Raw genomic sequence first — 26,709 nt, forward strand, 5'->3', positions numbered from 1 at the left:
TAAATGGGACGTAATATGACAACGGTTCAGCATGCCAATACTATCCGTTTCGGCTCGGCTAAGTTCGAGGTTGGGGAAACCGAGGAAACTTTAGTCGATTTAGGAGCAATGCGCGGCATCGCTTTTGAAGAGTCCTGGGATGAGCGGCAAGTAACAAGTGATAATGCAGGCGTGATCAGTGCTGGTATTAGCAACCATCAGGTGAAGGTTTCCGGTGATTTGATGGAAATTAACCTTAAAAATCTTGCTTTACTTCGTGGTGGTATTGATAAATATTCTGAAATTCCGGCGGACCAACAAGCAGGAAAGAAAGCAGCCGTTAAACTATTAAGCGGCGGAGTAAGCACTTTTAGCCCACGCATTGTGAGGATTACAAACTATAACGATAAAAATGAAGAATTCAGAATCACTGTATTTAAGGCGAATTCTGCTACAGGATTAAATATTTCCTTCCCGGAAGCAGACGGAGAGGATCCAGTTATGACACCAATTGAAATGACAGGTACTCTTGATACTTCCCGTGCTATCGGAGAACAATTATTCGAGATTTACGACGAGCAGGGAGTCTCTCCTGCTGTTTAAGCACTTCTAATTTCTAGAAGTGCTTTTTTATTTTTGACTTGAAAGGATGAAAATAAATGGCTCAAGATATTCTTGATTTAGACAAGCTTATTCCCGAGCAACGTATTGTGCGGTTATCGGGAAAAGAGATCGATGTTTCCAAAATACCCTCTCGAGTTACTCTGGAAATCGCGAAAAAATCAGATGTCCTCAAATCTGGTTCAGAGGAAAGTTTTCCTCTCCTTCTTGAATTAATCGTGAAAATTTGTAAACCATCTCAGCCGGATATCACCAGCGAATGGATTATTGATAACACTAGCCTTGATCAGTTGATGGCATTAATTGAATTCATCCTAAAACCGATTAAAGACCGGGCTTCTGGAAATGGAAAAAACGAGGTAAGCCCGAGCCCATAGAAATGGGGCGTATTTTCGCCCGTATGGGTTCTATGTATGCTTGGGCTACACCAGAATACCTTTTGGATTGTATGTCTCTAGATGCTGTTTTAATGTATTACGATTACGGCCTAGAGCACGAAGAAATCAAATCGAACATTTTAGTCAGCAGAATTGCTGTTGGCTTATTTGGTGCAAAAGAGCCACCTAAGAAAAAGAAAAAAGACTATGCAGAAACGCCTGATAAAGAGGCGTTTTATAAGCATTACGGAGACCGGATTAAACGGCCAGAGAAGGGAGGTAAAGCATGAGTCTATTAGGAAATTTGACAGTCGGTATTCTCGGTAATATGAGCGGTCTGTCAAACACATTTACTGATGCGCAAAACTCTGTTCGACAGTTCGGCCGACAAATGGAAAACATAGGTAAAAATTTAACTGATGCAGGTTCGGCTATTACTCAAACGTTCGGACCGGCATTCCTGGCATTAGGTGGAGCTATGGCATTTACCGTTAAAAAAGCTATGGATTTTGAGTCGCAAATGTCATCGGTATATTCCGTTATGGCTCCAGAAGAAGTAAAAAAATTTGGGAAATCACTTGAAAAGCTGGCCATACAAATGGGAGCGGAAACGAAATATTCCTCACTTGAAGCTGCTCAGGGGATTGAGGAATTGATCAAAGCCGGTGTCAGTCTAGACGATATCATTAAAGGCGGATTAAAGGGATCGCTCTCTCTTGCTGTGGCAGGGGAACTGGATTTGGCCAGTGCTTCTGAGATTGCTTCTACAGCATTGAATGCCTTTAAGAAGGATAGTTTAACCGTTACCAGGGCGGCAGACCTTTTAGCAGGGGCAGCAAATGCCTCGGCAACCTCTGTCGGGGAAATGAAATTCGGTCTATCCATGGTGTCAGCTGTTGCCAGTGGGGTCGGATCAACGTTTGAAGATACTACGACTGCATTGGCGACATTTGCACAAAACGGGTTAAAAGGCAGTGACGCTGGTACATCTTTAAAAACTATGTTATTAAATCTTTCTCCTAGCACTAAAGAAGCTACAGTGCAGATGAAGGAATTAGGACTTTTGACTAAAAAGGGCACAAGTGAGTTTTATAATGCGAATGGATCCATTAAAACAATGGCTGAGATTGCAGAGCTCCTAAAAACAAAATTATCCGGATTGACTGACGAACAACGGCAAATGGCTTTAAAGACAATGTTCGGTACGGACGCAATCAGGGCGGCTAATATCCTCTATAAAGAGGGGGCAAAAGGCATCGAGTCGATGAATACGGCAATGAATAAAATCTCAGCTGCCGATGTCGCGGCTACAAAGCTTGACAACGTAAAAGGTAGAATTGAAATCCTAAAAGGGACAATCGAAACAGCCGCAATATCAATCGGGAATGCATTTCTCCCAACTATCGACAAAGTAGTTGGGGCTATTCAAAAAATGACTAACTGGTTTAACGGCTTATCTCCTGAAATGGTAGATTTGATTGCCAAAATACTATTGGGAGCGGCAGCATTAACGGGGCTTGCCACAGCGTTCGGCGTAATCTTAATGGTGGTCGGCGGGGTAATATCCAGTATTGGCGTTATTACCACAGCTTTTGCGAGCCTTAGCGGTTCAATTGCGGCAGCTGGAGGAGTAATGGGGATTATTACGGGTCCGATAGGTATTGCTGTTGTGGCAGTTGTTGCGCTAGGAGCGGCATTAATAGCTCTGTGGAAGCATAGTGAAACCTTCCGGACTTCCGTCACAGAGATATTTAATAAAGTAAAAGATGCGGTAGTAACGGCATTTGGAATTGTTTCAAGTTTTGTCCAGGAAAAAATAGCGACTATTAAAAAGTTTTGGGACGAAAACGGGGATCAATTTCTCGCGGCTGTTGAGAACGTATTTAACGGCATAATGGCCGTTGTTAACTTCGTCATGCCAGCTATTAAATTCATTATTGAAATGGTCTGGACGGCCATTAAGCAAGTAATTGGCGGGGCGTTGGATATCATCATGGGGCTCATGAAAGTATTCGCCGGACTATTCACTGTAGATTTTAGCAAGATGTGGGAAGGCATAAAGCAAATATTCTGGGGTGCTATAGATTTTGTGCTGGGGATAATGACTTTAACCTTTGTCGGAGGTCTTAGATCACTTCTTACTAATCTTTTAAAATCTGGTTTAAGCCTGGTCAAAGGGTTAGCAGATGGCATCGTAAACTTCTTCAAGAATTTCGTTACGTCTGGACAAAGCTTGGCAAATGGATTCGTTAACAGCATCGTAGGATTCTTTAGAAGTTTAGTAGATGCAGTAATCACTTTATTTGACCTATTCAGAGCTCGTGGTGCATCCAGTTGGGAAGCTTTCAGAGGCGTGGTTATGTCCATATTTAACTCTTTAAAAGCTGGATTAGAAGCTGTTTGGAATTTTATTATAAGTTTCCTGACCAATGGAGCCTCAATGATTTGGAACGGAGTAACTGGAGCATTTAGAGGAATGTTAAACGGCATCAGCTCTATATTTGGAACTGTCAGGGGAACGGTAGAAGGAATTTGGAATAATGTAATGAGCTTTTTCAGAGGAATTGACTTGTGGCAAATCGGAAAAGACATCATTCAAGGCCTTGTAAATGGTATAGGTTCAATGGGGTCTGCGGTTTGGGAAAAAGCGAAAGGTATTGCCAGCAGCATTGGCGAGTCAATAAGGAAGAAGCTAGAAATTAATTCTCCATCTAAGGTCATGCTTCAGATAGGTAAATGGACAGGCATGGGTCTTGATGATGGTTTAAGCAGTATGGTTTCAAAAATTAACCGAACTTCCACGGAGTTGGCCAATGCAGCTATTCCAGACATTCCTTTAGTCAACACAGAATTAAATGTGGGTGGCAGAGGAAGTTCTAGCGGTGCTCAGCTCGCTCAAGGAGGTTTTGGTGGAATTACACAGAATATCACGATTAACAGTCCATCACTATTATCTGCATCCGAAACAGCCCGAAAAAATCTCCAAGTTGCTAGACAATTAGCGATGGAATGGGGTATTTAAATATGCAACGCTTATTATTTACAAATAGTAGAGGTAAAACAGTAGAGTTGGGGGATAATCCCCCTTTTATTCTTTCAAAAATAGATGGTCTCGGAGATGTGGAGGCCGAAAATCAGACGCAAAAGGCCCCATATCAAGACGGTTCAACTTATATTGATAGCTTGTTAAATGAAAGAATTATCTCGATGGAGATAAGTATCTTAGCTCCTTCCAAAGGTGAATTATCAGAAACGAGGAGGCATTTTTCATCCGTTTTTAGCCCGAAACACGGAGAAGGTTTTTTGCAATACATTTACGGAAATGAAATAAAAACGATTAAAGCGGTACCGGAACATGTACCGATTTACCCATCGGGAAAAGATAATCGATTTGACAATTTACAAATGTCGATTGTTACCCTTAAGTGTGCAAATCCACATTGGATGGATTTGATAGAAACAGAGAAACCACTTACAGCTTGGCTTGGCAAATTCGAATTCCCGTTTGAGTTTCCTGTCGAATTTGGAGAGAGAGCTAATCGGGCAACTCTTGTTAATGATGGTGATGTATCCACACCTGTCACAATCGACTTTTATGGACCGGCTACAAACCCGACAGTCACAAATGAAACGACCGGGGAATATATCAAAGTCAATCGTTCTTTAGGTGCAGGCGATGTTCTAGAAGTTTCAACGGAGTTTGGCAATAAGACGGTGGAAATCGTTTCTGCAGATGGGAACAGGACTGATGTGTTTAATTACATCGATTTAGATTCTTCGTTCTTTCAGCTTTTAACGGGTGAAAACGAAATTTCCTTTTCATCCGATGACGCGGAAAGCAGTGGATACGTGGAGATACGTTATAAAAATAGATACCTAGCAATCTAGGAGGTGAGACCTTGGAAAAATATTATTTCTTTGATTCAAATACATCGATTAATGACAGGCGACTTTACGCTTCCTCTGATTGGTCAAAGGTACTTTCGAAGTTTTTAGAAAACGGTATTTACAAGGAAGGGGACAACCTGGCGGTATCGGCTGATGGTACCGGGATGAAAGTTAAGGTTGGTATTGGTTGCGCATTTATCGATGGGCATATGTACGAAAACGATGCAGTTTTAACTTTAAATGTGGATGCAGCTGAGGCGACCTTAGACCGTATCGATTTGGTAGTTTTACGCTTAGACTTGACCGAGCAAAATCGATATATTAGAAGTTTCGTAGTAAAAGGGACAGCTGCGGCAAATCCAGTTGCTCCTGTGCCAGCTAATTCGACTTTTATTAAAGAAATTGCGTTAGCGGAAATCCGGGTAACAAAAAGCAAATCGACTATTGATCAGGCTCAGATTACGGATAAGCGGTCTGCAGATTTTGTAGATCCGTTTGTGGATGGGTCTAGAATTACTGCTTTGGAAAATGGGCTTTCCACTTTAAGACAAACTAGCGAAATAGTTGAAAGCGGGAGCAACGTGAATGGGTATTATATCCGGTTTGCAAATGGTCTTCAAATGTGCTGGTTGCGTAGTTCTCCTGTTTCCGTATCAAGCATAAATGTTGCACCTGGTGGAACTTACACTTCTCCTGAGCTACCTTATCCTGCTACATTTACTGGCGTTCCAGCCGTATCCATTATGGGCTATCCTACTAATTCTGATGGAAGTCGTTTGTATATCCCTATTATGGATGACCAAGCTACTGGAACTGGTACTATTGGCGTTTTAGGCGCTTGGAGATTCAGTTTTAAAAATACTTCAGGAAGCACCGTAAATAGTGTTGCTGGAATGAATTGTTTTGCGATTGGATGGTGGAAATAATGAGAGTTTATTTTAGTCCTGTTCGTTCTGACGATTCTCTAGTTTACGAGTTTAATGGAGAAGCGATTACTGTTACTCTAAACGGAGAATCGGAAGTATTTGATTTTTCCGAGATGCCTGACGGACGATTAGATAGCGTAGAAACGACCTTATCTGTTAATCCAATCCTTTCTGCAGAACGAGTGAATGGTGTTTTGTCGGTTCAGTTGTTGAATTTTATTGGTGTAAATGCGGATCAAGAGGACTTATTTCCTGAATGGAAAGAGGTGTAGGTAATGCCGAAGATAATATGGAAAACAAAAGAAGAAATTGAGGCAGAATTAAACGCACCTCCTGAAAAGTCAGAGATTGAAATTTTACGAGAAGAAAACGAAAAACTAAAAGCTGAAGCCAAAGCGCTTCGGCAGAGGGATGCAAAAATGCAAGACGATATTAATTTCATTTTGGAAACATTAGGAGGCTAACTCTATGGCTGAGACATTAAGACAGAGACTTGTTAGAGGATACTCTTATTCTATTTATATTGATGGTACACGCACGTTTTCGGGGACGATTGAAAGCTATCATGAAGAAATTAAACAGTATGCTGCAGCTAATTTCACTGATGTGCAAATCAATAACGCACTCGCTCAAGGATGGATTACTCAGCAAGAATATGATGATACAATTGCATATACACAAATGCAAACACCTTTTATATAAAATGTTAACCTATGTACTTCCCTTAAGGATTTTGGTAAAATATTACTGATTTTTAAGGGGGGATAATTATGAAAAGTTTTGATATAGATAGCAGTAAATTCGCTAGAATTTCAGGGTTTCTGACTGTAGGATATAGAGATTATTTGGCTGCTAGAACACTTTTAATCAATGGGTTACTTTTTAGAGGGATAATTCTTTCGGCTACAGCTATTGAAAAATTGTTGAAAGTGTTTATTGTTTTGAACGGAAGCTCAAAGAAAACACATCAGGTGGATAAGCTTTTTGCGGAGGTAATAACATTCGATGCTGAATTAAGCAAAAAGCTTAACGAAGATTTTATGGATTTTTTATCGCGATCCTATAATCTTCGCTACTTTGATAATCAGGTTTTTAATAATCCAAGTAAACCATTTAAGCTTTCGGTAGCACAATATAAAACATTAGCGGAATTAGACTTCACAGCTATCACAATTTTAAACAGTATTAGTGTCTCGATTAATGGGCATACGCTAAAATCTGAATATCATGAACATCTAGATGAAAAACATGATTTGTTATTTAATAAAAACTTTTTATTATGTAATATCCGAAAAGATGATTTCATACAGCAAAAGCAGTATGTATTTCAAATAATGTCCATTAAAGAAGGAATCGTGGATAGGACCTATCAAACTGAAAATGTAAAAGATGATGGCATTTTCCTATTTAAAGATGAACGTTGAGACAATATTGTCATTAAGTTAAACCAGTAAGAAGTGGGGTAAAAGAGGACACTAACAGTCCTCTTTTTTATTTTGAATACAATAAAGAGAGCCTAATCACTTATTAGGTCCTTTTTTATTAGAAAGCAGGTGGATCATGCAGCCAATACGAATAATCACACCGAGTTTTGAACTGTTAGCCGAAATAGATAACTATGAGTCTATGTTTTTTACTCGTTCATGGCACGGCATTGGTCAGCTGGAACTAAGGATTAATCGATATAAAAAGCATGTGGAACATCTTGTAAAAGGTAATATCATTTATATTAATCCTAAAAAGGCGTTTATTATTAAGCATCGTGAAATTGCTCTTGATGAAAATGGAAAAGCCTCAGAAAACTGGGCAATCAATGCTTTAGCTTTAAAGTCTCTTATTGGCCAAAGGGTGACAGTTCCACCTTCCACAACGGCTTATGATAATAAATCCGGAAACACTGAAACGGTGATGCAGCACTATGTTAATAATAATCTGATTAATGCTGCTGATCCTAACCGAAAAATTTCTCAATTGATCTTGGCAGCTAATCAAAATCGGGGTCAGTCTATTTCGTGGCAGTCCAGGTATAAAAATTTAGCAGAGGATTTGTCGGAAATATCTTTATATAGTGGATTAGGTTGGGATGTAAGTCTTGATATTCAGTCTAAAAAATGGGTTTTCGACGTAGCTGCCGGCAGAGATTTAACGGTTAATAAATCAACCCTTCCACCAGTTATTTTTAGCCCACAGTTTGATAGCTTGCAATCCCTCCAGTACACCGAGAGCGAGCTCAATTATAAAAATTATGCTTATGTGGGCGGCCAGGGAGAGGGCGTAGACAGGCGAATAGTTACCGTTGGAACCGATATAGGTTTATCTAGGCACGAAATCTTTATCGATGCCCGGGACGTGGCAGAGAAGGATGATAATGATGTACCTATTCCAGAAGCGCAGGTTATCCAAACTCTAACCGACCGGGGACAACATCAGCTAAATGAATTCCTACAGGAGCAATACCTGGAAGGACAGATTTTAACTAAATCACCTTTTAAGTACGAAAAAGATTACGACCTTGGCGATGTCGTTACCATCCAAAACAAAGACTGGGGAGTGACATTGGATTCCAGGATAACCGAAATCAAAGAAATCTATGAAGTATCCGGATTTAAGCTAGAAGCTACATTTGGAAACAATCGCCCAACCTTAATTAAGAAAATTAAGCAAGAGCTTTCTCAGATAGCAGGGGAAGTTAGAAGATGAACTTTAGTTCAAATCTCGATTCAGTTTATCAAATAGCTCAAAAATTTTATGAGTCATGATGTGAAAATATTTAGGACTTAAATATTGAAAAAATTCTTTTTTTGTTGGACAATATTACCATCCAATATGGGAGGTAATAAAAATGGTAAAGAGAGTTGAGACAGACAAAAAGAATCTTGAGCATTACGTAAAACAAGTATTAAAAAAATTAGTTAGTAACAAAACTACAGCGACAGGTTATAAAAGCATGGACCTCGATGGATTAGATTTATTATTAACAAAACATCTTAAAGGTTTTAAACTCGTTAAAAATTCAGATATGAGTATGACAGTTACTTGGGTAGAGAATGGGGTAGAAATTGAGGAAACATATTCTGTAGACCCAAATACTGGTGAAATCAACAAAGATTAACTTTAATTATTTTGAAAAATATTTCGACAAAAGAGCTCTTAGGGGCTCTTTTTATTTTGAATTCAGGAGGTCAAAATGGAGCCAAACGTTAGCAAACTCGAAGAAAAATTAGACGATATCAAGGACCGTCTCATTGTTATTGAAACAAAGATGGCCATGATAAACGGTGTAGAAAAGGACTCAACAGAAGCTCTGCAGAGTACCAGGAGCGCACACAAAAGATTGGACGAAATGCAGGGTAATATTACTTGGCTTTGGCGAACAGTCATAGCAGCAGTCCTGGTCGGGGCCGTCAACCTATTATTTCATTACGCGAAAAATGGGGGATTGTAATGATTAACTGGAAAGTCCGTTTTAAGAATTGGCCGTGGGTTGCCGGATTCGTATCACAGATTATGATTGTCGTGCAGCTGGTGTTATTCGCTTTAAACAACCTGGGAATAACTGATTTCCAAATAACAGAAGAATTCAAAGGGTGGGCGTTGGCATTGGCTAACGCTATTTTTGTGCTTTTGTCCATGCTCGGAATGGTACAGGACCCAACCACAAAAGGATATGAGGACAGCGAGCGGGCAAAACAGTATTCAGAGCCTAATTGATTCGAAATGATTACTCATAGTCCCAATTACTCAAAAAGAGAAATCGCCCACCCGAATATGAAATGTTACACATAAAAATATATAAAGGAGAGGATAAGTGATGGTTAAAAGAATTTATTTTGACCCTGGGCATGGAGGTATTGACCCCGGAGCATTAGGGAACGGATTGCGTGAAGCAGATTTGACCCTAAAAATTGTTCAGTATGCCATGACTTACTTAGAATCTTACTATTACGATTTTGAGCAGCGGGCAACCCGAACAAAGGATGCAACCGTGGAATTAACTAGACGTGATGATGGGGCAAATGCCTGGCCCGCAGATGTTTTTGTTTCCGTCCATATTAATGCAGGTGGGGGAACCGGTTTTGAAAGTTATGTATATAACGGCGCTGGAGCTTCCTCCATTGCTTTGCAGAATATTCTCCATGCTGAAATTTTAGCAGCTATGCGACAGTACGGATCTATTACAGACCGCGGTAAAAAGCGCGCAAATTTCGCTGTGTTAAGGACAACCAATATGCCATCTATCCTAACTGAAAACCTGTTTATCGATAGCAATGATGGCAACCGATTAAAGGATGAAGCATTTTTGAAAGCTCTAGGCGAGGCTCATGCAAGAGGAGTGGCGAAGTATTTGGGATTGCCAGAAAAACAACAATTTCAATCCACTTCTACCACTAAGCCATCTATCGTGTATGAAGCCCACGTACAAAGTATTGGGTGGCAAGGGCCTCGTAGAGATGGTCAAACAGCTGGGACGATTGGACGATCCCTAAGATTAGAAGCTTTAACCGTAAGACTGGATAATTCAGATGCAGCTGTTTCGGTTGAAGGACATGTAGAAAATAAAGGATGGACACCAGCTCGCACCAACGGGGAAGTTGTTGGAACAATTGGTGAAGGTCTTAGACTGGAAGCTGTAAAAATAAATTCTGACAAACTTAACTTATTATATAGAGTACACGTTCAAAATATTGGCTGGACTGATTGGAAGAAAAACGGTGAAGTTGCTGGAACAGTAGGGGAAGCCAAGAGAATAGAAGCCATTGAAATTAAATTAGCCTAACAAAATAAGCCCTCTTTCTCGATTGAGCAGGAGGGCTTATTATTATGTATTCATTTTTAAATTTAATAATTTATCTAGCATTTGACTTAAATTAATAGTAGCTGCAGATGTAAGGCCCTCAGTCATCCCCGTATGTATCATTTTCCCCCTTATTAGTTCGATTTTCTTGGTCAATTCATCATTGCTCACTTTATTTCTCTCCCACTTTAAAGTAAATATGGGATAATTTTACCAAATAGAATGAGTATTGGGTAGTAATAATTTGGTTACAAAATGGGAAAAGTGCCTGGCTCATTGAGTAAGGAGCTTAACCAAGATTATCAATGTTCTTTTTGCATTTCTTCGAGAGCTTGCTTTAATTTAAATAGAGCCATTTCTTTTGCTGCCTCTGGAGTATTTCCATAACAGTGCCAAACAAATGTCTTTCCGTTTCCGGCTGATGCCTCATAATTACCTTCGTAACCATAAACAGTAAACTTGATTTTCCCGCGTCGATAATACCAAAACCAATCCCAAAAGTCGCGTATCCACAATGGCATAATATTGCCTCCTTTCCATGATTGATTTCGATATCAATTCTTTATTCCCTAGCGCCAAATATGGACGTTTTATGGCAAAATAAAAAGCCCATATTCGGGCTTAAAAGGGCAAATTATCATCTAGCGATTTATCCCATTCCTGCTTCTCCAATTCTATTACCATCTGAGTTATATCCTGATCACCGTTTAGGATAACGGTCACCAGATTGGCGTGGTAAGACATATCTTTTTTAATTTGCTTCCAAAAAGCGAGTGCGACTTGTTCCGGGCGGCGCCCTCTTAACTGGAATGTTCCACTTTGAGATAATTTACTGGATGCGATGTAGTTTATTTGAATGTGTATGGTCATTATTTATTCAACTCATTCGCTAAAGCCGGATGAATCCAATATTGATCTGCAATCTTCTCAAAGTTGTTGTAATCAAAGTTTTGCCATTCGACTTTATCAAAAGTTTCACGTGTTAACGATATTTTTATGACATTTTCTTCTTTAGATTTTCCATAAGAGTCAACCATTGGAAACTGCCAAAATAAAGTGACCTCGGAAGCATCTTTATTCTTAAAAACTTCTTGGAACGCCTTGCTGCTATCCATTAACATTCCCTTAATTGTCATTTTGTTAGACAAATTTTCATCGCCGGCCAAAGTTAAAAGTATAATCTTATCTCCTTCTACCTCTGTTCCAGCATTATCATTCGCAGTCAGATCAACAATTCTTTTCTTTTTGGTGTTGGTCTGCTTACCAAGTTTCTTTTCGATATCCTTTGTGATTTTCTCTTCTAGTGTCAGCTCTTTCTTAGGTTCTTCTTTTGGAGCTGCAGCCTTTTTTTGTTTTTGTTCAACTTTTGGTTTTTCTTCCTGGTTAACAGGCTTGCCGTTTTCATATTTTGTACATCCGGATAGTAAAGCGGCTGCCACAAATAAACTAATCACTTTTTTCAACTTCATTTTCCTCCTTTGTGTATAGATCATCGACCTTAACACTTAATAATGCGGCCAATTTAAAAGCCTTTTCAATCGTCGGATAAGAGCGCCCGCTTATCCAGTTCGATAATTGAGTTGGAGATACTTCCAATTCTTTTGCTATGTATTTCTTCTTGTACCCAGCTGCATCAATAAATTCTCCGATTCGGCTTTTCATCAGTAAACACCTCTATATTTATATTCTTCTAGTCCATTTAAAATCCTTTCAAAATTTAATTTGCAGAGGAATCAAAATAAAATTTAAAGGACAGGCAAGATTACGGGTATTCGCCCATAGGCTATATCAACAACAAATCATCCGCAAAACATTTACAGCTGATTTATTCTTCTATTTTGTATCATTTCCACATCATCATTATCAGTGCACTTGTACAAGAAAAAAAGCTTATCTGATACGAAAAACAAAATCTGTTAATAGGGAGGCGAAAGCCGGACGTCCTAAAAGAGGGGGTCCGGGGGAGGTGGGCAATTTTCTGAAAATCTGGCAATTTGAAAGGAGGCGATTTTATGAGCGAGTTTTGTGTTAACTGTGGATGCCAAAAGGACGAAGATCATTGGAATTGCCGTTTTTGTGAAGATTGTTTAGAGGATTGGGCAGAGGAAAATGAAGTTTATTTATAGGAGGAAAATCAAAATGCACATTTGTGAAAATTGCGGCGAAGAAACTTATCGTACTCACGGTAATTGGTCTGACGCATTGGACGGTTGGTACTGCGGCGAATGTCTAGCTGAATTAAGGGAGGAATAAATGATGTTTTCAACCGGATTAATTATGGCAGCTGGCGGAACCATTGTAATTGCTATTGCGGATAAAGCTTTGGAGGATACCGGATTTTTCTGGCTAGGAACAATTTTAAAACTAGCGGTTCCCTTAGCAGGAATGGCTCTTGGAGTCTACTTCTTAGAAACAAATCCGATATTAGGGTGGTTAAGATGATTGGACAGTTTATAAATTCAATGAAACAAAGAAAGCAGCTGATTAATGCTTTTAAATTAGCTGGTATTTATAAGACTTTTAAAACAGATAACGGGGAACGAAAAGTGTTTCCTAAAATCCACAACGTACCAGGCGATAAATATAACTATTTTGTTTTCACCCTTCCAAATGGTGTTGATCCAAAGTTACTCAAAAAGCATTTTTATGTATTTCAGCAGTGTTTTGGGGATGGCGTTAACTTGGAAGGTGATTTTAAAAAATTCAAACTAACCATTAGGGAAAGTCAAAAAATAGGGGAAGTCGATTACACCTATCCAAAGTACTTAGAAATCATCAAAAAGGAAAATCTGATCATCCCGATTGTCTGTGGAGGTGATGCCCTGGGCAACTTCAGAATTTACGATGCAACTAACAGTCCAAACTTACTAATTTATGGTGAACCAGGCAGCGGAAAAAGTTCCATCCTACATGTAATATCCACAACCCTAATCCAGTTTTATTCTCCTCAACAAATCCAATTTTTTTTTGCTGACTTCAAAATGTCTGAATTAAACCTGTATGAAGGAATTGAACATGTAAAAAGCGTCTGCTATACCCAAAAGGAATTTGCGCCGGTATTAAAACATTTGAAAAAAGAATTAACGAAAAGAGGCCAATTATTAAAGGATCATAGAGTCCGTCATATTAACAAGCTGCCAAACACCAAAAAACCACCTTATATCGTTCTTTGTGTGGATGAATTTGTGATGATTAGGGACGAAGACATCATGGCTGATTTGCTCCAAATTGCAAGCCTGGGTAGGGCATACGGAATTTATTTAATCTTAGCCATGCAGCGGCCCAGCCATAAAATTTTATCCACTGATGTTAGAGGGCTGTTGTCGGTACGAATGGGCTTTAGAACCGTAGATAAACGCAATGCATTGATAGGAGAGACACCTGGAAGCGAGCTTATCAGTAAAGAACAGCCGGGGACATTCTTATTAAATCTTGATGAATTAACAGAATTACGGGCCCCATTTTTAAATGAGGATAAAACAGAAAAAATTTTAAAGCCTTACAAAAAGACTGATTGGAAAAATCATAACTATCAAAAGCAAGCTCCAGAGGAAAAAGAAGCGAAGGAAGAGCAACCAGTATTAACTGAGAAGGACGTGTTTAATGATGCCATTGACCAACAGGGATAAGGCAATTTTGAAGGATTTAAGCAAATTCAGAGTAATGGATCGCGATTCAATAGCGGAATTATATTTCGGCCATCTTAAGAATCCCACATATGCAGCCAACAGCGTTTTGTTAAGACTGCTCCGGGAAGGGCATGTGCAGCGGTCAACCAAATTCGTACCATACGTTTACTTTGCAGCTGAAACTAACATTAAAAAGGATTCAGCGAAGATAAATCATTTTCTCGCAATCTTAGAAGTGTATAAGGAGCTAAAACGATTAGGGAACCTGGAAACATTCCTGGTTGAACCAAAATTCGGGAAGAAGGGCGAGTGTGCCGAGCCGGATATATTTTGCCAATATAGGAGGACCAATTTCTTTGTGGAGGTTCAAAGAACGGTTTATTCCGAGAAGCAAATGAATGTAAAATTAGACCGATATGTTGATTTGTATAACACCGGCAACATGGGTACGCCCTTCCCTCATATTTTGATTCTTTCTGATCAACGTTATGCACTGGATGGGCAGTATCCCTTTAAAGTTTTCCAAGCGGAGTCGTTCGAGAAATTTGAAGCTAGTTTGAAAATGCGTGAAGAGAGGGTAAAAGTAGAAGTTAAGCCGTTTCGGGTGAAAATTGCTAATACCCTCTAAGGAGAGAGCACTATCTTTCTATATTTTTTGTCTTTTGTCGGTATCAGTGTTCCACCGCCAACCCAGATTGCAGCGATTTGACCTAGCGCAGTCAGGGTAGCCGCACCTTTTCCAATTGCGACGGCAAAAAGAGCAGCAACTGAACCGGCTAGTGAGATACCGGAAAATCCTGAGCCGTCAAGTCCGGTAATGGCACCAACAGCAGTCAGAGTAACGGCTCCAACCGCCTTGCTTAACGGAACGATGTTAGCTAGTGCCAGACCTAGATCGTTGACTATTCCTTGAGAGGCTTTCGGCAGATATTCTCCAATGATTTTTGTAAAGCCGGCATCTCCCAAGTAGAAGAAAGCGGCAATTGGAATGACTGGACCAAAGACTTTAAAACCAAATTGGAAGCCCTCAATCAAGTAATTAGTTGTTTTTTCAAGACCTTCATTTTTAAAACTTGTCAATGAGATTAACAGAAGAATTAAAATCGAGGTTCCGCCAATCAAAGCTGTTGCATCTCCCCCGGTTAAATCAAGGATTGTCATAGCAGCAACGTCAGCGGCAAATAATAAAGGAACTATTATGGCAAAGAATCGTTTTTGGGAGAGAGAAAGCAGCCCTGGCTGTATGGTTTCAGCTTCAGAAGCGGAGATAATTGATGTATCGGCCTTGAGAATTCCCCGCTTCATGTCACGGCGCAGGAAGTAAAAGGCCGCAATCGTTGTCACAATACCCATGATAAATACTAAAGGAATGCTGGCATCAATGACATCTTGGATGGGGATCCCGGCGGCATCAGATGTAAGTTTCGGTGCAGCTTGAATGACAAAATCCCCCGATAAAGCAATTCCGTGCCCGAACAGGTTCATGGCCATGGCAACACCTAGCGCCGGCAAGCCTGCTCTAATCGCTACCGGGAGGAGAACAGCACCAAGCAGGGCTACGGCAGGGGATGGCCAAAAGAACCAGGAGATGACCATCATTAAAATTCCGATTGTCCAGTATGCTAATGCCGGGTTGCGAATCAGCTTCCGAAAAGGCGAAATCATCACATCATTGATCCCTGTTGTGGTTAACGTATGGCTCATCGCCACAATGATGGAGATGACAAGGATGGTGGACAATAATTCTGTTATCGCATAAGCAAAACTATTAAAAATGCTGCTTATCGCATGACTTAAACTGCCTGTAGCGATAAGACCAATTAAGAAAATACCGGCAATGCAGACAATCGTCGTGTCTCGTCTCATGACCATAAAACCAATAATCAGTGCAATAAAGACGACATATATCCAATGAAGAGCAGTAAGCTCCACGAGCATAAAATTAACCTCCTTTCTTTCATCCATGGACTTTTCATAATAGGTATCTGCCCGGCTGGATGTAATACAGAATATGAAATTGCTTAAAAGAGGTGAGCGGGGGAAAAACAAATTTTTAAACCGTGGAAAGGAAAAAGGAATGGCTTTAGATTCTCCATTCCTTTTGAAAAATTAATCTTCAATTGTGTAGCTGCTGATATAGGGTGCACTTTCGAATATGTTTAGAAGATCGTCATTCTCGGGATTGTTTTTATCCCCTTCAAGAAATGAACTCGTGACATGCCAATCTTCAAAAGATTTTTCATCGGTCCACACGATCATAATTATATATGTATTTGAGGCCAAGGGGCGGAGCCCGCGAAGGGCGATAAAACCAGGTGTGCCTTCCAGTTTCCTGCTTTGATTTTTTAGGTGATGTTCAAATATTGGGTGGCCTTCAGGTGTAACGGGAATATTTTTCATCACAACAAACCCTTCGCCACTCATTTCTCCGATTGATTCAAAGACTTCATATTTCCTTGGTTCATTAAAAATGGTTTTTCCGGCAGTTTCATGGAATAATAATGCTCCATTTGCACTGCTCATCATAATAATTTTTTCAGCGGGATATTTCGCTTTAATCGTTTTTAAAAAATCGAGCGTTCCACTGGTAATATAAACGGTCATTTTCAAATCCCCCCATAAGTTTATCTTAAGTAATAGCTTATGCAAAAACTATTTTCTTATTTAAACTCATTTTCAAACGTAAAAATCGACTTTTTTTTGACAAAAGTAATCGTTTGCTATGCAGAGGAGGAAATTATCGATATAGTGAAGACAACTGTGTATGAAAGAAAGTTTTTAAAATCCTGTTCTATATATTAAAATGGAAAACAGAATGTCTTGAAAGGTGGACTTATTTTTATGGCAAAGCCTATTAATGAAACATTTTTAAAAGCAGCTCGGGGAGAGAAGACGGATTATGTTCCAGTTTGGTACATGCGCCAGGCAGGACGTTCACAGCCGGAGTACCGGGAAATTAAAGAAAAATACTCTCTATTTGAAATTACTCATCAGCCGGAATTGTGTGCTTATGTCACCCGCCTGCCTGTTGAACAATATAATGTTGATGCCGCGATCTTGTACAAGGATATCATGACACCGCTTCCTGCCATTGGGATGAATGTGGAAATCAAAGGCGGCATCGGTCCAGTCATTGATAATCCAATTTGTTCGCTTGCGGATGTGGAAAAACTAGGGGAATTGAATCCTGAAGAAGATATTCCTTATGTCATCGATACGATTAAATTATTGACAGAGGAACAATTAACCGTGCCGTTAATCGGATTTTCCGGTGCCCCATTTACGCTTGCCAGTTATATGATCGAAGGCGGCCCTTCAAAAAACTATAATAAGACAAAAGCGTTTATGTACGCTGAGCCGAAGGCCTGGTTTGCTTTGATGGATAAACTAGGCGATATGGTCATTACATACGTAAAAGCGCAAATCAAAGCCGGAGCACGCGCCATTCAAATTTTTGATTCTTGGGTTGGCGCTGTAAATGTAGAGGATTACCGTTATTTTATTAAACCAGTCATGAACCGGATTTTTGCTTCATTAAGAGAAGAGAATGTTCCATTAATCATGTTCGGTGTCGGCGCAAGCCACCTGGCATTGGAATGGAATGACCTGCCGCTAGATGTTGTTGGGCTTGATTGGCGTTTGCCAATCCGCCAAGCACGGGAAATGGGTATTCATAAAACAGTCCAGGGAAATCTTGATCCAGCGATCCTTCTGGCTCCATGGGAAGTAATTGAAGAGAGGGCAAAAGCTATCTTAGATCAGGGAATGGAGCAAGGCGGCTATATCTTTAATTTAGGCCACGGGGTATTCCCGTCTGTTAATCCGGAAAACCTGAAAAAACTTACGGCTTTTATTCATGAATATTCAGCAGCGAAAAACGGCAGATAACCTGTTGAATTAAGCTTTTTATTGGTATTAAGAGCAGATTTTTGGCAAAATAAAAAAGCTATTAAAAAGGGCCATAAGGGATGTCAGGTTGAGACTGTACAGGCCTTGTGGCCCTATCCCTAATTATAAATGGAATACGGAAAATTACATAAGAGGTGCAAACGATGACGAAAGAGAAAATGGGCTTGCTGGTGATGGCATACGGCACCCCCTATAATGCAGACGACCTGGAAAGATACTATACCCATATCCGGCATGGAAGAAAACCAACCCCGGAAATGATTGAGGACCTTCGTAACCGCTATGAAGCGATTGGCGGGATTTCTCCGCTTGCAAAAATCACTCTTGAACAAGGTGAAAAGCTGGAAGCATATTTAAATAAAATTCAGGATGAAGTTGAATTTAAAATGTATCTTGGATTAAAGCATATTGAGCCGTTTATTGAAGATGCAGTTAAACAGATGCATGACGATGGCATTAAAGAAGCTGTCAGTATCGTACTGGCCCCTCATTTTTCTACATTCAGCGTAAAATCCTACAATGGCAGAGCGGTTGAAGAGGCAGAAAAATTAGGTGGACTTACGATAAAAACGATTGAAAGCTGGTATCAGGAACCAAAGTTTATTTCATATTGGGCGGATAAGCTCAAACAAACTTTTGAACAAATGCCTGAAGAAGAAAAGAATCATGCGGTGTTTGTCGTTTCAGCTCATAGTCTGCCGGAAAAAATTCTTCAGTTTGGCGATCCATATCCAAAACAGCTGCAAGAAACTGCGGATTTAATTGCTGCTGAAGCAGGAGTAAAGAATTATGTGATTGGCTGGCAAAGTGCAGGAAATACGCCGGAGCCATGGTTAGGACCTGATGTTCAAGATTTAACGAGAGATTTATATCATAACCATCACTATAAGGCATTCGTCTATGCACCAGTCGGGTTTGTTTCGGACCACCTTGAGGTTCTATATGATAATGATTATGAATGTAAGGCTGTTACCCGTGAATTAGGTGTGAGCTACTATCGCCCGGAAATGCCTAATGCAAAGGAAGAATTCATTGATACATTGTCAACCGTCATCTTAAAGAAGTTAGCGGATTAGGAACGTGAAAATTTAATTTGAAGAAGGTGACGTCAGGTGGCAGAAGAAAAACAGAAGGTAATTATTATTGGTGGGGGAGCTGCCGGTTTGACCGCAGCCTATTATCTTCAAAAAGAAGTGAAGGAGAAAAATCTCCCGCTGGAGATTCAACTTATTGAAGCTTCACATCGACTCGGTGGAAAAATGCAGACCGTTGTAAGAGATGGTTTTACCATTGAAAGAGGTCCGGATTCCTTCTTGGCCAGAAAAACGAGTATCATCAGGCTGGCGAAGGAAGTTGGGATGGACGATCAATTAGTACCAAACTCAACGGGAAAATCCTATGTTTTGGTAAATGAAAAGCTCCATTCCATGCCAGGCGGGTCGATTATGGGAATCCCGACCGAAGTTGGGCCGTTTATGACAACAGGCTTATTTTCCATTCCAGGGAAGCTGAGAGCAGCGGCCGATTTAATATTGCCCCGCTCTGAAAGTGGAAAAGACCAAGCATTAGGCCATTTTTTTAGAAGACGGTTGGGCGATGAAGTGGTCGAGAACTTAATTGAACCGCTGCTTTCGGGAATTTACGCAGGCGATATCGATCAAATGAGTTTGATGGCCACCTTTCCGCAATTTTATGAAGTGGAACAGAAACACCGCAGCCTGATATTGGGGATGAAAAAATCAACTCCGGTGCAGCCAATACAGCAAGGTGATAAAGGGAAATCAAAAAAAGGCGGATTCCTCACCTTTAAAACAGGCTTACAATCGTTTGCTGAAGCGATTGAAGCGAAACTAGATGCCAACTCGGTTTTAAAAGGGCATCGGGTGGAGAACATCGCTCGGGTAAATAATAAATATGAGGTTTATCTAAACAATGGGGAATGCTTGACAGCCGATAGTATTATTGCTGCTACACCCCATAAAGTAACACAGGCGATGTTTTCTGATTATCGTTTTTTTGAACCTTTAAAATATGTTCCCTCGACTTCCGTTGCCACAGTTGCCTTGGCCTTCCCAGAAGCGGCCATAAATGAAGACATAGATGGGACTGGCTTTGTCGTTTCTAGAAACAGTGATTATACAATAACGGCCTGTACCTGGACACATAAAAAATGGGAGCATTCTACGCCAAAGGGGAAAGTTTTGCTCCGCTGTTATGTAGGCAGGGCCGGGGATGAAACGGTCGTCGACTTATCCGATGACCAAATCGTTAAAATAGTACTTGATGATTTAAACAAAATCATGCAAATTAATATGAGCCCTGATTTTGCCGTCATTTCCCGCTGGAACAACTCGATGCCTCAATATACAGTCGGGCATAAACAGCGGCTCACTTCAATTCTGGAGGCTATGAAACAAGAACTGCCGGGCGTATTTTTAGCCGGAGCATCCTATGGTGGTGTCGGTGTCCCGGATTGTATCGACCAAGGAGAAGCAGCCGTTAAAAATGTACTAGAGTATTTAAAAAACAAAGGAAGCTGAACTTAAAATCAGCTTCTTTTTTAATTTTTCTTGTCAACAAATTAAAAAGGGAGTATACTCATTAAGTGATTAATGACTGAAATGTTCATTTGGTCATTTTATTAGTGATTCATTTAGGATTGTCTGCTGGATAGTCCTTCTTTTTAGGATATAAATGACCGTATGAACAAATTAGTCAATAATAGAGAGGAGGATAAAATTGAAGTCAAACCTATTAAAGGCTGAACTATCAACTATTCTTAAAAATAGAAAAATCTTAATCCCGATCATTGCGGTCATGCTGGTCCCGGTGTTATATGCTGGCATGTTCCTTTGGGCATTTTGGGATCCATACGCCAAACTGGATAAGCTGCCTGTTGCCATAGTTAATGAAGATAAAGGGGCAACACTTGACGGAGAAAAGCTTAAGCTTGGCAATGACCTAGTGCGAAAACTGGAGAAAAGCAAGGAGTTTGGCTTTGAATCGGTTGGTAAAAGTGAGGGTTATAAAAAGCTCAAAGAACAAAAATATTATATGCTGATTGAAATTCCGAAGGATTTTTCGGAAAATGCGACCACATTAATGGACGACCAACCGAAAAAATTAAAATTAACCTATGTCCCAAACGAAGGCTATAACTTCCTATCTGCTCAAATTGGCGGTACGGCTGCAGAAAAAATAAAAACAGCAGTTTCTGAAAAGGTAACGGAAACGTATGCTGAGACTATTTTTTCCAAAATCACCGATCTAGCTGATGGAGTTCAACTGGCTAGTGATGGGGCCGGCAAGTTAAGCGATGGTTCGGTTGAATTAAATCAAGGATCGAAGGATCTTTACGAAGGTCTCACCACACTGGCAGAAAAATCCATCGAATTTGATGACGGCATGAAAACGGCGGATGCAGGATCGGATAAGCTTGCAGATGGCTCATCTAAGCTTAGCGCTGGTTTGTCTGAGGTGGATTCCAATCTTCCAAAGCTTGTTGCAGGAACAAAGGAGGCTTATGCGGGTGCTGCCCAATTAAAGCAGGAACTTCCTTCTGGAATTGCCAAAGAAATCAATAACCAATTGAGCGGCAGTGTCGTGGAATTAAATAATGGGATAAACAGTTTTGAATCCCAGTTATCCACGTCATTAATTGAACAAATGGCTGACCAGACTGCAGGGCAAATTTATCAACAAAAGCAAGCTTTGAATCAAATAGCTCAAAGCCTACTCTCAAGTGGGAAATTTACTCCGGCTGAAGTGCAAGGCATAATGGGGCCAATCATTGAAAATCAAACAAAGGCACTAGTCGCCAACGGTATCCCGGAACAGTACGCACAACAAATTATTCAGGCGGAAACAAAGGACCAAATCAAGGCAATCATGAAGCCAATTGTATCTGCCAAGCTGACCTCCAATTTGGGAGTGGGGTTTGATACGTTTAAATCAGAGTTGACTGGTAAACTTTCAGGAGCAACCTCAGGCCTGGAGCAAAAAATTGCCAGCCAAACAAACCCATACTTTGATCAATTGTTATCAGGAATCGGATCGATCAACCAAGGGCAGCAGGCCTTACAGGCAGGGGTCCATCAATTATATTTAGGCTCTAATGAGTTAAACGGCGGTGCGGGCAGTCTCTCAACAGGGATGAAGCAATTAACAGCTGGTGCCGATGCTATTGCCTCTGGTGCCGGACAGCTAGCAGATGGATCGGGGCAGTTAAAAGATGGAGCAGGCAAACTGTCTGCTGGTGCCAAGGAGCTGGCTGATAAATTGAAAGAGGGTTCTGATGATGCGGCAAAGGTCCACACAGATAACAAAACCTATGATATGATGGCTAAACCAGTAAAACTGGATAAGGAAAGTTTAAACACTGTACCAAACTATGGAACGGGGTTTGCGCCATACTTCCTATCATTGGGGTTATTTGTCGGTGCCTTATTATTATCCATCGTCTTCCCAATCAGGGATGCTGCCATTCGACCGGCGAACGGTTTTAATTGGTTTGCCAGCAAATTTGCCATTATGGCAGGGATCGGAATAATCCAGGCATTAATTGCTGATGCAATCCTTCTGTTTGGATTAAATCTTGAAGTTCAAAGTACGCCAAAGTTTATCTTGTTCTCGATTATTACAAGCTTAACTTTTATCGCGTTAATTCAACTGCTTGTATCGGTACTTGCTGATGCCGGGCGGTTTATTGCAATTATCATTTTGATTTTCCAATTAACAACAAGTGCAGGAACATTCCCACTTGAATTGATTCCTAATTTCTTGCAGCATTTTAATGCATTTCTGCCGATGACATATTCGGTGCAGGGCTTTAAAGCCGTGATTTCAAGCGGTGATTTCAGCTTTATGTGGGAAAATGCCCTCATTTTATTTGGCTTTATTTTCGGCTTCTGCGTATTGTCAATTGCCAACTATGCGATAAGGATGAAGCATCAATTTAAATTAGGACATGAATAAACTTCAAAGACCAGCCTTCAACATTGATACGGCTGGTCTTTTCGTGTATGAATATAGTAAAGAACTGCTGATAATGTACATATTAAAAATGAACTGGAATTCTGGAGGGATTTATCATGAAATTGACGGTCATCGGGTTTTGGGGCGGCTATCCGAAAAAGGATGCAGCAAGCTCAGGCTATTTACTTGAACATGAAGGGTTTCGGCTGCTAGTCGATTGCGGCAGCGGAGTTCTTGCGAAACTTCCAAATATCGTTGAGCCTGAGGAGCTTGATGCGGTTATTCTTTCCCATTATCATCCTGATCATATTGCCGATATCGGTGTCCTGCAGCATGCCCGTCTAATCCAAGGCTTTTTGGGAAAGCAATTTCCGACCCTGCCGATTTATGGGCACCATTTTGATCAACATGAATTTACTAAATTAACCTATAAAACAATTACGAAAGGGATTGCCTATGAACCAAATCAGGTCCTGTCTATCGGTCCGTTTCAAGTAAGCTTTTTAAAAACAGACCATCCTGTGCCTTGCTATGCAATGAGGTTTGAGGCGGGCGGCAAGTCATTAGTCTATACAGGGGATAGCGCGTTTAAAGAGGAATTTATTCAGTTTAGCAGCAATGCAGATTTGTTGTTATGCGAATGCAACTTTTACGGGCATCAAAATGGCAAATCAGCCGGACATATGAACAGTGTAGAGGCTGGCCGATTTGCTCGTGAAGCAGGCATAAAGCAATTAATTCTTACTCACCTGCCGCATTATGGAAATGTAAGTGATTTAGTTCATGAGGCATCAATTGAATTTACTGGTATAATAAAACTCGCAGAAGAATTTCAAACCATTGCACTTTAAAGGGGGATTTAAGGAGTATGCTGTTTATTGATAATAAAGGGATTACCGATCCGCGCATTAACCTTGCGATTGAAGAGTATGCATTAAAGAATCTTGATATTAATGAGACGTATTTATTATTTTACATAAATGAGCCATCCATCATCATTGGAAAAAATCAAAATACGATTGAAGAAATTAATACCGATTATGTGGAGAAAAACGGAATCCATGTGGTTCGCCGTTTATCAGGCGGCGGGGCGGTTTATCATGATTTGGGGAATTTAAACTTTAGTTTCATCACGAAGGATGACGGTGAAAGTTTTCATAATTTCCGTAAATTTACTGAACCTGTGATTGCGGCCTTAAGAAAGTTAGGAGTAAATGCGGAGCTAAGCGGCCGTAATGATATTGAAGTAGAAGGACGGAAGATTTCTGGGAATGCCCAATTTTCAACTAAGGGGAGAATGTTCAGCCATGGAACGCTGCTTTTGAATTCAGAAATGGAAAACGTTGCGTCTGCCTTAAAGGTCAAGAAAGATAAGATTGAATCAAAAGGAATCAAATCAGTCCGCAGCCGGGTTGCTAACATTTCTGAATTTTTATCTGAAAAAATAAGCATCGAGGAATTCCGCTCCCTGCTCCTTAAATATATTTTTGAAGGACAGGAAGATGTTCCTGAGTATGTGTTAACGGAAGAAGATTGGCAAAAAATCAATCAGCTTTCCCAAGAAAGATATCAAAACTGGGATTGGAATTACGGAAGGTCTCCAAAATTCAATTTACAGCACTCGCACAGGTTCCCGGTTGGTTCCATTGATGTCCGGCTTGAAGTGAGCAAAGGAATCATCGAGAATTGCAAAATTTATGGTGACTTTTTTGGTGTGGGCGATGTCAGTGAAATAGAACAGCGGCTTAGTGGAATTCGTTATGAAAAAAGCGAAATGGAGAGTGCGCTGGAAGATGTGGATACCACGTATTATTTCGGAAATGTTTCCAAAGATGATTTTATTAACTTAATATACTAATTTTAGGTTGTGGGAAGTGTTGGAATTAAAACGCTTCCCATTATTATTTTTTTCTGAAATTTTTAAGTATTATACTTGTATAGATAAATTTCTAGCAATATAATATATTTAGAAAATTGTTAAAAATTTGTGAATGAGTATTCATTCATTTGAGAGGAGAGAGAATATGAATCTATCGTCACAGCTTCATGAAACTGCCAAGGCTTCAACCACGAAAATTGCTTATCACTTTATGGGCAAATCCAGCACATATGCCGAACTAGATGGGGCGATTACCAAGTTTGCTTCAGGCCTTGAAAAATTGGGGGTAAAACAAGGGGACCATATAGCACTATTGCTGGGAAATTCCCCGCATTTTGTCATTGGGTTGTATGGGGCACTCCGCCTAGGAGCAACAGTTATTCCGGTCAATCCGATTTATACTGCTGATGAGATCGGTTATATCCTGAATAATGGCGATGTAAAAGTGGTTGTCGGCCTTGATCTGATGATCCCATTAGCAGAAAAAGTTCATACCATGCTTCCGAAAGTGAGCCACTATATTATTTGCGAAACAGAGCAAAATGGATTGGCACAGCCTGGTGTTGAGGGACTTTCCGTGTATCCTAAAATGAAATCGTTTACAGATGTGGTGGCATCCGGTGAATTAAGTTTCCAGGGTCCTGAACTTCAAGACGATGATACCGCCATTATCCTTTATACTTCCGGTACAACGGGTAAGCCAAAGGGCGCGATGCTAACACATAAAAATCTGTATAGCAATGCTAGTGATGTCGGCACTTATTTGAAAATGAATGATGACGACCGTGTGATTACAACCTTGCCAATGTTCCACGTCTTTTGTTTAACGGTTGCGTTGAATGCACCGCTGTTAAAAGGAGCAACACTTTTAATTGCTCCAAAATTTAGCCCGAAGGATATTTTTCATCTTGCGAAGGAATATAAGGCGACTGTGTTTGCGGGTGTCCCAACCATGTATAATTTCTTATTTCAATATCCGGAAGGAAGCCCTGAGGACTTAAGTTCATTACGTCTCTGCATTTCCGGCGGTGCAGCGATGCCTGTTGCCCTATTAGAAAACTTCGAAAAGAAATTTGATGTGCTCATTTCTGAAGGCTATGGTCTTTCGGAGGCTTCTCCGGTTACCTGCTTTAACCCGCTTGATCGTCCGCGCAAAGCAGGTTCGATCGGACCTTCCATCGTTAATGTGGAAAACAGAGTCGTGAATGAACTTGGTGAAGAGGTTCCTGTCGGCGAGGTTGGAGAACTGAATGTCCGTGGTCCAAACGTTATGAAGGGCTATTATAAAATGCCGGAGGAAACGGAAGCGAGCATTAAGGACGGCTGGCTTCATACAGGCGATATGGCAAGAATGGATGAAGATGGCTATTTTTATATTGTTGACCGTAAAAAAGATATGATTATCGTTGGCGGCTACAATGTATACCCACGAGAGGTAGAAGAAGTTATCTATAATCATCCTGATGTTGTCGAAGTCGCGGTGCTTGGTGTTCCGGACTTGAACCAAGGAGAAGCGGTACAGGCATATGTCGTAAGTAAAAGGGCAGATCTTACGGAAAAAGAGATGATTAGCTACTGCAAGGAGCATCTTGCCAAGTATAAAGTTCCTTCTTCGGTTGTCTTTCTAGAGGAACTTCCAAAGAATACAACCGGTAAAATCTTAAGACGGGCTTTAAAGACGCAGGTAGCTCAAACTGTTGGGAACTAAAATTTTTTAATGAAAAAGGCAGGC

The 26,709-nt window shown here is 40.4% G+C and carries 32 protein-coding genes; 25 read left to right on the forward strand and 7 right to left on the reverse strand.

From position 1 onward, the window contains the following. The first annotated feature begins 3 nt into the window (after window positions 1-3). The 15 genes from QNN06_RS08910 (at window position 4) to QNN06_RS08980 (ending at window position 10,568) form a co-directional block, all read left to right on the forward strand. Window positions 4-582 (forward strand): hypothetical protein, encoded by a 579-nt coding sequence (locus QNN06_RS08910; protein WP_284037461.1) that lies wholly within the window; start codon window positions 4-6, stop codon window positions 580-582. A 56-nt stretch (window positions 583-638) separates the two neighbouring features. Next, entirely contained in the window at window positions 639-977 is a 339-nt protein-coding gene (locus QNN06_RS08915; protein ID WP_284037462.1) for a hypothetical protein, read from the forward strand. Window positions 978-1,000: 23 nt separating this feature from the next. Beyond that, window positions 1,001-1,267 carry a hypothetical protein gene (locus QNN06_RS08920; RefSeq protein ID WP_284037463.1) on the forward strand — a complete coding sequence of 89 codons (267 nt, stop codon included), beginning with the start codon at window positions 1,001-1,003 and terminating at the stop codon, window positions 1,265-1,267. Beyond that, window positions 1,264-3,999, forward strand: a complete 2,736-nt coding sequence (locus QNN06_RS08925; protein ID WP_284037464.1) for a phage tail tape measure protein — start codon at window positions 1,264-1,266, stop codon at window positions 3,997-3,999. Before QNN06_RS08920 ends, QNN06_RS08925 begins: the two co-directional genes overlap by 4 nt. A gap of 2 nt (window positions 4,000-4,001) precedes the next feature. Next, on the forward strand, window positions 4,002-4,865 hold the full coding sequence (locus QNN06_RS08930) for a phage tail family protein (protein WP_284037465.1): 864 nt from the start codon (window positions 4,002-4,004) through the stop codon (window positions 4,863-4,865). An 11-nt stretch (window positions 4,866-4,876) separates the two neighbouring features. Next, window positions 4,877-5,791: a hypothetical protein gene (locus tag QNN06_RS08935; protein ID WP_284037466.1), complete on the forward strand. Its 915-nt coding sequence runs from the start codon at window positions 4,877-4,879 to the stop codon at window positions 5,789-5,791. Continuing rightward, window positions 5,791-6,063 (forward strand): hypothetical protein, encoded by a 273-nt coding sequence (locus tag QNN06_RS08940; RefSeq protein ID WP_284037467.1) that lies wholly within the window; start codon window positions 5,791-5,793, stop codon window positions 6,061-6,063. Before QNN06_RS08935 ends, QNN06_RS08940 begins: the two co-directional genes overlap by 1 nt. A 3-nt stretch (window positions 6,064-6,066) precedes the next feature. Then, the gene (locus tag QNN06_RS08945) at window positions 6,067-6,255 is read left to right on the forward strand and encodes a hypothetical protein (RefSeq protein WP_284037468.1); all 189 of its coding nucleotides are present in this window, start codon (window positions 6,067-6,069) and stop codon (window positions 6,253-6,255) included. A 4-nt stretch (window positions 6,256-6,259) separates the two neighbouring features. Beyond that, entirely contained in the window at window positions 6,260-6,493 is a 234-nt protein-coding gene (locus QNN06_RS08950) for a hypothetical protein (RefSeq protein WP_284037469.1), read from the forward strand. A gap of 68 nt (window positions 6,494-6,561) precedes the next feature. Then, complete coding sequence (locus QNN06_RS08955) at window positions 6,562-7,215, forward strand: HEPN domain-containing protein (protein WP_284037470.1); 654 nt, start codon at window positions 6,562-6,564, stop codon at window positions 7,213-7,215. 136 nt (window positions 7,216-7,351) lie between these two features. Beyond that, window positions 7,352-8,491, forward strand: a complete 1,140-nt coding sequence (locus tag QNN06_RS08960; protein WP_284037471.1) for a siphovirus ReqiPepy6 Gp37-like family protein — start codon at window positions 7,352-7,354, stop codon at window positions 8,489-8,491. A 142-nt stretch (window positions 8,492-8,633) separates the two neighbouring features. Continuing rightward, a complete protein-coding gene (locus tag QNN06_RS08965) occupies window positions 8,634-8,903 on the forward strand; it encodes a hypothetical protein (RefSeq protein WP_284037472.1) in 270 nt (89 codons plus the stop codon). A 75-nt stretch (window positions 8,904-8,978) separates the two neighbouring features. Further along, entirely contained in the window at window positions 8,979-9,236 is a 258-nt protein-coding gene (locus tag QNN06_RS08970; protein WP_284037473.1) for a hemolysin XhlA family protein, read from the forward strand. Further along, entirely contained in the window at window positions 9,236-9,502 is a 267-nt protein-coding gene (locus tag QNN06_RS08975) for a phage holin (protein WP_284037474.1), read from the forward strand. The genes QNN06_RS08970 and QNN06_RS08975 overlap by 1 nt, the downstream gene beginning before the upstream one ends. Window positions 9,503-9,602: 100 nt before the next feature. Next, window positions 9,603-10,568, forward strand: a complete 966-nt coding sequence (locus QNN06_RS08980; RefSeq protein WP_284037475.1) for an N-acetylmuramoyl-L-alanine amidase — start codon at window positions 9,603-9,605, stop codon at window positions 10,566-10,568. 42 nt (window positions 10,569-10,610) lie between these two features. Here the strand turns inward: QNN06_RS08980 and QNN06_RS08985 are convergent, their stop codons facing one another. The 5 genes from QNN06_RS08985 to QNN06_RS09005 form a co-directional block, all read right to left on the reverse strand. Beyond that, window positions 10,611-10,757 carry an aspartyl-phosphate phosphatase Spo0E family protein gene (locus tag QNN06_RS08985; RefSeq protein ID WP_284037476.1) on the reverse strand — a complete coding sequence of 49 codons (147 nt, stop codon included), beginning with the start codon at window positions 10,755-10,757 and terminating at the stop codon, window positions 10,611-10,613. A 131-nt stretch (window positions 10,758-10,888) separates the two neighbouring features. Beyond that, complete coding sequence (locus QNN06_RS08990; RefSeq protein ID WP_284037477.1) at window positions 10,889-11,107, reverse strand: hypothetical protein; 219 nt, start codon at window positions 11,105-11,107, stop codon at window positions 10,889-10,891. Window positions 11,108-11,207: 100 nt separating this feature from the next. After that, on the reverse strand, window positions 11,208-11,456 hold the full coding sequence (locus tag QNN06_RS08995) for a hypothetical protein (RefSeq protein WP_284037478.1): 249 nt from the start codon (window positions 11,454-11,456) through the stop codon (window positions 11,208-11,210). Beyond that, window positions 11,456-12,049 (reverse strand): membrane lipoprotein lipid attachment site-containing protein, encoded by a 594-nt coding sequence (locus QNN06_RS09000; RefSeq protein ID WP_284037479.1) that lies wholly within the window; start codon window positions 12,047-12,049, stop codon window positions 11,456-11,458. Before QNN06_RS09000 ends, QNN06_RS08995 begins: the two co-directional genes overlap by 1 nt. Next, window positions 12,033-12,248, reverse strand: a complete 216-nt coding sequence (locus QNN06_RS09005; RefSeq protein ID WP_284037480.1) for a helix-turn-helix transcriptional regulator — start codon at window positions 12,246-12,248, stop codon at window positions 12,033-12,035. The genes QNN06_RS09000 and QNN06_RS09005 overlap by 17 nt, the downstream gene beginning before the upstream one ends. A gap of 591 nt (window positions 12,249-12,839) precedes the next feature. Here QNN06_RS09005 and QNN06_RS09010 point away from each other — a divergent pair. From QNN06_RS09010 to QNN06_RS09020, 3 genes are read left to right on the forward strand one after another with little or no spacing between them, the layout of a single operon-like run. Continuing rightward, complete coding sequence (locus QNN06_RS09010; protein ID WP_284037481.1) at window positions 12,840-13,028, forward strand: hypothetical protein; 189 nt, start codon at window positions 12,840-12,842, stop codon at window positions 13,026-13,028. Beyond that, complete coding sequence (locus QNN06_RS09015; protein ID WP_284037482.1) at window positions 13,025-14,215, forward strand: FtsK/SpoIIIE domain-containing protein; 1,191 nt, start codon at window positions 13,025-13,027, stop codon at window positions 14,213-14,215. Before QNN06_RS09010 ends, QNN06_RS09015 begins: the two co-directional genes overlap by 4 nt. Next, window positions 14,190-14,843, forward strand: coding sequence for a replication-relaxation family protein (locus tag QNN06_RS09020; RefSeq protein ID WP_284037483.1), 654 nt, complete (start codon window positions 14,190-14,192; stop codon window positions 14,841-14,843). The genes QNN06_RS09015 and QNN06_RS09020 overlap by 26 nt, the downstream gene beginning before the upstream one ends. Here QNN06_RS09020 and QNN06_RS09025 read toward each other — a convergent pair. Further along, complete coding sequence (locus QNN06_RS09025) at window positions 14,840-16,153, reverse strand: hypothetical protein (protein ID WP_284037484.1); 1,314 nt, start codon at window positions 16,151-16,153, stop codon at window positions 14,840-14,842. The two genes, QNN06_RS09020 and QNN06_RS09025, sit on opposite strands and share 4 nt — an antisense overlap. A gap of 171 nt (window positions 16,154-16,324) precedes the next feature. Then, window positions 16,325-16,819 (reverse strand): antibiotic biosynthesis monooxygenase family protein, encoded by a 495-nt coding sequence (locus tag QNN06_RS09030; RefSeq protein WP_284037485.1) that lies wholly within the window; start codon window positions 16,817-16,819, stop codon window positions 16,325-16,327. A gap of 237 nt (window positions 16,820-17,056) precedes the next feature. Between QNN06_RS09030 and hemE the strand changes: the two genes are divergently transcribed. From hemE to QNN06_RS09065, 7 genes are all read left to right on the forward strand, one after another. Further along, complete coding sequence (hemE, locus tag QNN06_RS09035; protein ID WP_284037486.1) at window positions 17,057-18,103, forward strand: uroporphyrinogen decarboxylase; 1,047 nt, start codon at window positions 17,057-17,059, stop codon at window positions 18,101-18,103. Window positions 18,104-18,267: 164 nt separating this feature from the next. Further along, entirely contained in the window at window positions 18,268-19,200 is a 933-nt protein-coding gene (gene hemH / locus QNN06_RS09040; protein ID WP_284037487.1) for a ferrochelatase, read from the forward strand. Between the two features lie 36 nt (window positions 19,201-19,236). Then, window positions 19,237-20,664, forward strand: a complete 1,428-nt coding sequence (hemY, locus tag QNN06_RS09045; RefSeq protein ID WP_213116674.1) for a protoporphyrinogen oxidase — start codon at window positions 19,237-19,239, stop codon at window positions 20,662-20,664. Window positions 20,665-20,863: 199 nt separating this feature from the next. Beyond that, window positions 20,864-23,098, forward strand: a complete 2,235-nt coding sequence (locus QNN06_RS09050) for a YhgE/Pip domain-containing protein (protein WP_213116673.1) — start codon at window positions 20,864-20,866, stop codon at window positions 23,096-23,098. Between the two features lie 116 nt (window positions 23,099-23,214). Then, window positions 23,215-23,949 carry an MBL fold metallo-hydrolase gene (locus QNN06_RS09055; protein WP_213116672.1) on the forward strand — a complete coding sequence of 245 codons (735 nt, stop codon included), beginning with the start codon at window positions 23,215-23,217 and terminating at the stop codon, window positions 23,947-23,949. 17 nt (window positions 23,950-23,966) lie between these two features. After that, window positions 23,967-24,956, forward strand: coding sequence for a lipoate--protein ligase (gene lplA / locus QNN06_RS09060; protein WP_217032976.1), 990 nt, complete (start codon window positions 23,967-23,969; stop codon window positions 24,954-24,956). A 166-nt stretch (window positions 24,957-25,122) separates the two neighbouring features. Continuing rightward, entirely contained in the window at window positions 25,123-26,685 is a 1,563-nt protein-coding gene (locus QNN06_RS09065) for a fatty acid--CoA ligase family protein (protein WP_284037488.1), read from the forward strand. Window positions 26,686-26,709: the final 24 nt, after the last annotated feature.

Source organism: Neobacillus sp. 114, assembly GCF_030127045.1.
GTDB classification, from domain to species: domain Bacteria; phylum Bacillota; class Bacilli; order Bacillales; family Cytobacillaceae; genus Neobacillus; species Neobacillus rhizophilus.